The organism is Candidatus Nitrospira nitrosa, from assembly GCF_001458735.1.
Lineage (GTDB): Bacteria > Nitrospirota > Nitrospiria > Nitrospirales > Nitrospiraceae > Nitrospira_D > Nitrospira_D nitrosa.
This window is the reverse complement of record NZ_CZQA01000002.1, coordinates 1-7,180: the sequence shown is the minus strand read 5'-3', so window position 1 is coordinate 7,180 and position 7,180 is coordinate 1. Positions and strand designations below refer to the sequence as shown.

General features: G+C 52.6%; 8 protein-coding genes. 5 read left to right on the top strand and 3 right to left on the bottom strand.

The genetic code is table 11. The features are described from left to right. Positions 1-296: 296 nt before the first annotated feature. From COMA1_RS08635 to COMA1_RS08625, 3 genes are all read left to right on the top strand, one after another. Positions 297-1,022 (top strand): AsmA family protein, encoded by a 726-nt coding sequence (locus tag COMA1_RS08635; protein ID WP_090746980.1) that lies wholly within the window; start codon positions 297-299, stop codon positions 1,020-1,022. Positions 1,023-1,146: 124 nt separating this feature from the next. Next, positions 1,147-1,557, top strand: coding sequence for a hypothetical protein (locus COMA1_RS08630; protein WP_090746977.1), 411 nt, complete (start codon positions 1,147-1,149; stop codon positions 1,555-1,557). Positions 1,558-1,641: 84 nt separating this feature from the next. After that, the gene (locus COMA1_RS08625; protein WP_090746974.1) at positions 1,642-2,190 is read left to right on the top strand and encodes an OmpH/Skp family outer membrane protein; all 549 of its coding nucleotides are present in this window, start codon (positions 1,642-1,644) and stop codon (positions 2,188-2,190) included. A gap of 172 nt (positions 2,191-2,362) precedes the next feature. Here the strand turns inward: COMA1_RS08625 and COMA1_RS08620 are convergent, their stop codons facing one another. Both COMA1_RS08620 and COMA1_RS08615 read right to left on the bottom strand, forming a co-directional pair. Continuing rightward, positions 2,363-2,728 (bottom strand): rhodanese-like domain-containing protein, encoded by a 366-nt coding sequence (locus COMA1_RS08620; protein ID WP_090746971.1) that lies wholly within the window; start codon positions 2,726-2,728, stop codon positions 2,363-2,365. A 13-nt stretch (positions 2,729-2,741) separates the two neighbouring features. Further along, complete coding sequence (locus COMA1_RS08615) at positions 2,742-3,755, bottom strand: PA0069 family radical SAM protein (protein WP_090746968.1); 1,014 nt, start codon at positions 3,753-3,755, stop codon at positions 2,742-2,744. 257 nt (positions 3,756-4,012) lie between these two features. On the opposite strand from COMA1_RS08615, the gene serS reads away from it, so the two are divergent. Further along, positions 4,013-5,299, top strand: coding sequence for a serine--tRNA ligase (gene serS, locus COMA1_RS08610; protein WP_090746965.1), 1,287 nt, complete (start codon positions 4,013-4,015; stop codon positions 5,297-5,299). Between the two features lie 172 nt (positions 5,300-5,471). After that, positions 5,472-5,672: a hypothetical protein gene (locus COMA1_RS08605; protein WP_090746962.1), complete on the top strand. Its 201-nt coding sequence runs from the start codon at positions 5,472-5,474 to the stop codon at positions 5,670-5,672. 287 nt (positions 5,673-5,959) lie between these two features. Here COMA1_RS08605 and COMA1_RS08600 read toward each other — a convergent pair whose 3' ends face one another. Next, positions 5,960-6,880 (bottom strand): PIN domain-containing protein, encoded by a 921-nt coding sequence (locus tag COMA1_RS08600; protein WP_090746960.1) that lies wholly within the window; start codon positions 6,878-6,880, stop codon positions 5,960-5,962. Positions 6,881-7,180: the final 300 nt, after the last annotated feature.

The window sequence follows — 7,180 nt, the reverse complement described above, 5'->3', positions numbered from 1 at the left end:
CGTGCATTTCTGGACCGGTATCACTATCATCGGCCGCATCTTGGATTCACCCCGATGCGACCGCCGTTATCGCCAAGCCGTGAAGGACCTGACGGACTGTCGGATATTTACGGAGAATAGTGCGGTCAGCCCCCGGTCAGAGTTGTTCTGACCAGGCACTGTTGGTCGGAGAGAGACACCACAGGCGCAATCGCTAACTCCGCCTGAAGTAACCCGTGATAAGAGCAGCGTCAATAACAGTCTCAATAGACTCCTGAACTCGCCTTGCTATACTTCAAAAAGGTCGAACAAGATCCATGAAGAAACTCCTGATCAGCATCGCAGCGCTTGGAGTCGTCACCGTAGCGGGAAGCCTCTGGTGGCTGCCCAACTCACTGGATGCTCAGGTCGCTTCCGCTATCCGCCGATATGGGCCTGAGATCACCGGTGTATCCATCAGTCTCTCAAACACCACCATCAATCCTCTCGACGGCAAAGCGGCTTTGTACGGCCTGGTGGTCGGCAATCCCGCCGGCTTCAAGACCAAACAGGCTCTGTCGCTTGACGAAATCAGCATGACGCTCGATATCAGGTCGCTGACGACCGACGTGATCCGGATCAAAGAACTCATCCTTCTCAAACCGGAAATCATGTACGAGTATGCCGCCGGCAACAGTAACCTCGATGTACTACGACGCAACATCGAACGCGCCATCGGCCATGACCAGCAGAAGGCTCAGCGCTCGGAATCCGGCAAGAAACTCCTCATCGAACATCTGTACGTGAAGTCCGCAAGAGCCCACATGAGTGCCGAACTGCTCAATGGCAAAGCCGTCTCGGTGCCGATCCCCGACGTGCATCTCCAAGACATCGGCAAGAAATCGGACGGAGTTACCGCCGGAGAAGTCACCAACCAGATCCTCGCCTCGATCGTACAGCAGGTCAGCACGGCCATGACAGCAGCTGGTATGCATACCGCCACCAACACCATCCAGGAAACGGTAGACTCCGCGACCCAGGCCATCAAGGGTCTCTTCAAATAGCGGAATGTTGGTCACATTTGGACTGATCCTTAGCCGTCATCCCCCTCTTTTTGCAGTCTAGAAAAACACGACCTATTTCAGTACACTCTCACGTAAACTTCACGATCTTACCGCGAGGCTATCAATGGGATTTCTCAGCAAACTGCTCGATATGCCGTCATTCAATGGCGCGACAAACGCACTCCTCGTAGAGTTGGCCTTGCTTGAATTCACCGAGTCAGAACGGACCCACCTGAAAGGCCGTGTCATTGAGCTCTACCGCACGCATCGCACTGCAGAGGGAACAGAGGAAGTGACGTTGGTTGAGCTGAATCAAACGCCCCGCTTCTTTCAATTGAACCTGGTGGCCCTCGCGATGAAGGACCTTGGCTATAAGCCTCCACTCAAAAAGGAAAAATTGAAGACAATTCGTGATCCATTCGATCCCAACCACGCGGATGCACGAGCACTGAACGCAGTCGCGCGACGATTAAAATGGCAACACGGGATCGAAATCTGGATTCGCGAAGAGCCCATCAGTTTTGATTCCTGGTAATCTGTCATTCGCTTGACAGACCAATTGATCCACGGTTATTCTGCCGACGCTCCCTCGTTTTAGATACCACATACAGGAGACGCCATGTTTATTTCTGCTGTTCGAGCACTGTTCCTTGCCATACTGTTTGTTTCCACACCCCTCTTTTGGCCCTCATTCAGCCAGGCTGCCGAATTCAAGATGGGGGTCGTAGATCCGCAATCGGTATTGGAAAAATCTAAAGCAGGGAAGCGCGCGCTCGACGAACTTAAGGAACATATTCTGGGCAAGCAGAAACTGCTTGGCAAAGATGAAGAAGAGCTCCGCAATACCGACAAACAATTGAAGGAACAGGCCCCCAAATGGACCGAGACGGAAAAGAAAGAGAAGGAGGGGCAGTTCCGAACAAAAGTCCAGGACTTCCAGAAACGGGCGCAAGAATTCAACATGGAGATCCAGAAAAAGCAGAAGGAATTGGTCGATGAGTATATGAAGAAAATCTCCGCCGCGACACAAACCGTCGCGGAAAAAGGCGGAGTGGCACTCGTGGTCGACAAAGGCAGCGAGCAGACCGTCAAGATCGTGATCTACCACAAAAATACGATTGATCTCACAGAGCAGGTCATCAAGGAGTTCGATCGAGTCAATAAGTAGGATTTAGAGGAATGAGTGAAAACGCTCACTGCCTCACCCGCCAACCCCTGCGCGACGAGACGCGCCTTTCACCGGGCAAGGCCACAGCGAGCAAGAGGCCGAGACATACGCGGTTGATACGTTGCGGTCTTGAGCGATGCGAGAACGAGGCTGGAGGCCTTTTGCACCATCCTCAATCCAGCGGGTACCCAGCTTCCCGCCACGCGCGAATCCCTCCATCCATCGAGAGTACATTTTCGTACCCCATCTGTTGCAACGCATCGGCAGCCAGCACTGATCGATAGCCTCCGCCACAATACAGCACGATGGAGTCCTGCTTATCAGGAACCACCGACTCGATATCCCGTTCGATAATTCCCTTCCCAAGATGTATAGCGCCTTTGGCATGGTCCTTGGCAAATTCATGGTCCTCACGGATATCGAGGAAATGAAACCGCTCGCCCCGGTCGAGACGCGCCTTCACCTCAACTACGCGACATTCCTTCACTCGTTGCCTCGCTTGCTCAACCAGTTTTAAAAAGCCTGGATTATGCTTCATGTTTCCTTCCCATTCAAAAAAGCGATAGCTGTCTCTGACCTGGCCGGCAAAATGTTTCAGAAATGGGCCTCATACCATCGTCCGGAAATCCTGCTTTTCGCTTCGCAAGCTCAAAGAGCTGTGTGATCAAATTCCAATAGGGCCCCTGTCCGTCCTGTCTCTTGAAAAATTGCCCCTCCGTCAACGTCCCACCTCTCACTTCCCGGAGGCGATTGGTGATTTTCCCGATCCGTTCCGGAAATGCCTCCGTCAGCCGATCCACAAACACCGACTCCACAGCCCCGGACAACCGTAACAGACTATAGGTGGCTGTACAGGCCCCGGCATGGACACTCCGCTCCAGCAAATCCGGAATATCCTCTTCATTCACCGCGGGAATGATCGGGGCAATCGAGAGGCCGGTCGGAATACCGGCTGCCGCTAGTATGCTCATGGCAGCAAACCGCTTGGTAATCGATGGAGCTTGTGGTTCGATCTTGCGGGCCACCTCGTCGGACGAAAAGGGAATACTGAAGTACACCAGCACCCAGGCCTCTCGTTGCAATCGACGAAGCACATCAAGATCGCGCAGGACCAGCGCTCCTTTCGTGATGATTGCGATCGGATTTCGATACTCAGCACACACTTCCAGGCAGGCACGGGTTAATCCATGACTCGCTTCGAGCGGTTGATAGCAGTCCGTGTTTCCGGAAAAGACAATCAGCTCTCCCTTCCACGAGGGCTTCTCGAAAGCTTGCCGAAGCAGCCGCGGCGCATCCTGCTTGACGACAAGCTTGCTCTCAAAATCGGTTCCTGAGCCAAATCCCCAATATTCATGAGAAGGTCGGGCATAGCAATAGGCACAGGCATGAAAGCAGCCGCGATAAGGATTGACACTCCAGCGAAACGGTAAATCAGGACTGTCGTTACGACTGAGAATCTCCCGGCTATCGTCGGTATAGAGCGTCAGCTTGGCGACACCAGCCGGCTCAAGGAGATCACGATGCCGAGACTCGAAGGGGTTGGGGGGATTGGAGATCCGACGCATCGCGCCTATCCTCTCCCTCATGCCCGATTGATGTCAAACCTCTTCCCCTGACGCAGTAGCCTAGTCGTTTCGTTGACTCTCGGAAACCTAGCCCGTATTATTCACGACTCTTCGTAGCCCTTCGAGTTGCTCATGGTCCCGAGCCTAGTGGAGGGACGTAATGGCCTGTACGGTTCATGTTTCGAGTTTTAGGTTTCAAGTTATCAGGCAATGTGAGACTCGCGCTTCACGAACGACGAGCTTTGAAAGGATAGCCTGTGCACGACCTCAAACAGCTCCGCGACAATCTTGACCACATCCGCACCACTCTGGGACGACGCGGGAACGACGTCCAGTGGAATGACATCCAACAGTTAAGCGAGCAACGACGAACGATCACCACGCAGGTTGAGCAACTCCGATTCGAGCTCAATAAAGGTTCAGAAGAAGTCGCCCGTCTACGCCGAGCCAAAGAACCGGCTGAAGCAGCCATGGCCGCCATGAAGCAGGTGGGAGACCGCATCAAAGAAGCCGAAGGAACCTTGCGAACGGTTGAGGAGGCCCTGAGCGACGTCGCCCTCCGCATCCCCAACCTCCCTCATAGCTCTGTTCCGGTCGGGGCTGATGCAGCTGAGAACGTTGAAGTTCGTCGCTGGGGAACGATCCCATCGTTTTCTTACTCTCCCAAGCCCCATTGGGACATCGGAGAGCACCTCGGCATCTTAGATTTTGATCGAGCCGCGAAGATTGCCGGTGCCAGATTTTCCGTCATGACGGGAGCCGGTGCCAGACTCGAGCGCGCATTGATCAACTACATGCTTGATCGACACACGACTCACCATGGATACCGTGAGGTAATCACACCTCTCATGGTGAATCGATCGACGATGACGGGCACCGGTCAGCTTCCCAAATTCGAGGAAGATCTTTTTCGTCTGAAAGACGAAGACTACTTCCTCATCCCCACGGCGGAAGTACCGGTCACCAATCTGCACCGTGAAGAGATCCTGAGCAGTGACCGTTTACCGTTGCGGTATACCGCCTATACACCCTGCTTTAGACGAGAGGCGGGGTCCTATGGAAAAGACACCAGAGGCCTCATCCGTCTCCACCAATTCAACAAGGTGGAACTGGTCGCGTTCACAACGCCCGATCGGTCCTATGAGGAGCTTGAACGCCTGACAGGCCACGCAGAATCAATCTTGCAAGACTTGAATCTTCCCTATCGTGTGATGGCCCTGTGCTCCGGAGACATGGGATTTTCCGCCGCCAAGACCTATGACCTTGAAGTGTGGCTCCCGTCGCAACAACAGTATCGCGAGATTTCCTCCTGCAGCAATTTCGAATCGTTTCAGGCCAGACGCGCGAGCATCAAATATCGGTCCGCCGGCGGAAAGAAAGACACGAAGACCGACTTTATCCATACACTCAATGGTTCAGGCCTGGCCGTCGGACGAACCGTCGTGGCGATCCTGGAAAACTTTCAACAGCCTGACGGATCGGTTGAAATTCCACCAGTGTTACGGCCGTTGATGGGAGGGATGGAACGAATCACAAAAGAATAAACGCTCTCCCGTCGCGTACCTGTTAGATTCCCTGGAGTCTGCCGCCCCCACCCTAACCATTTCGAAAATAGCCCCTATTCTCCTCCCTTGAATTGGGCGTCCAATTCGTGTACAACCGCCCTCCGCTAAGATACCCTCGCGGAACAAACACATTTACAACAAAGGAGCCGAAATGGGAGCACAGTGGTCCCTAAGTCAAGAAGAAGAAGACATGCATCGCCAGAGTTTGTTCCGAAAGGCCAGAAAGGGCGATGAGAAAGCCAAACAGGAGTTACAAGAAGTCTATGGGGTGCGACTCTGGTCAGAGCAGGAACGTGCGGAGTTGACGTATGAAAACCCTCGGTTTGCCAAGCGCGGGAAGCAGAAGGCTTGAACATCCCGATAGGCGCAACCGCAAACCCAGAGAGAATCTAATACACACCTCGTGGACACTAGCGATTCACCATCGCACGAATCGGCTTTCACGAAACTTGCAGGGAGGTCGTAGCCTGCGCGACCTCATCGTATCCGCTAACAACGGTATCCGACCCCTTACCTTCACAGATAGACAGCGACCTTGTCGTTTGACGGCTTACAGGTGGTTATCAAGTCAAGAACGAGAGGCCCTCTAGATGCACGGCGAGAAAGAATCTGGGTGGAGAAAGTTGTATGTGACCACACCTAGAACCCCATACTGAATCCACGAAAATGCGATATTGAAGTTATTAATCGCTTATCTTCTCCGACATATATTGAATAGCCTGGGTTCGTAACTTCTGTGACTGTATTGGTTGTCGTGCAATAAGCACAGCTACCCTTCGCAGTAACAAATGCAGGTTGGTAAATTCTACCTTTCCCCTCCTTATACCCTTCAACAAGCTCAAACTCCTGCGTGAATTGAATGGCGAACTGATTCACTTCTTCAGTGAAGAAGTGCTGAACTTCTGACGCTAGGCGATTTCCGAGGGTACCTCCCTGATATGGCAGACTAGTACCGAAGTCAGTGCGAACCCAAGCTTCTATTCTGCTCTCAACGCTGTTCATCGAGAACGTAATCATAGGAGCAGGGAATGTTCTAAGATAGGCAGCGATAGATTCATGAATCTGAACCACCTGGGGAGTCTTTTGGCAGTCGGACGCTAATTCTTGCGCGATACCCTGTGTGACATCACGATTGCGATAAAAACCACGATCATTTGTAATCAAGTGAACACTGAAATTGGATGCGAGTTCTAGTGTTGCTTCCCATATAGCACAGTCCCGAAACTCCTCTGACTTTGCTAAACTGGGCGCTATTCCCTGAATAACGCGATCTAAAGCTGCCTGGGCGTGTTGGTGAGTGAACGGTATCTTTTCCAGACAGCTGGATAGCTGGTCTAGTCGATTGCGTAATCCATCCTCGAATGACTTTTCGTCGAGAGGAACAACTAGCGCCATTTTACGGCCTGTGAAATGTCCGGCAGCACGCAATGTGTCGCCGAGAGTCTTGGTCAACCTTATCCCCTCTTCTTTGATCTTGTTATGTAACTCTTTTGCCACTATCTCCGGCAATCCTATCCGACCTTGTTGTTGCCTTATGGATCGGATGAACGCATTTCCCATCGCACTGAGGAGTAGTCTTTCATTTAGGTAATTAGGGCGTTTCGTAACCATAAGGTAAGCTGGAGGCCTTATGGTTACAGGACAAAACCGGGTATTCGGGTGCGCGGCCAACTTGTTGCGGGGCAAGAAGTGCGTGTTTTGTGGATCGTTCAAGGTCAACCGGACACGACGTGAGAGAGGGCTTCGGAAATTCGGACAGTGTGATAAGTGGGAGCCTGGCTTCACCAACGCCACCGGAAGGTGGCGACACAAAGGAGCGAGGCAATGAAACGCACGAGACGGAATCACGGAGCCACCTTT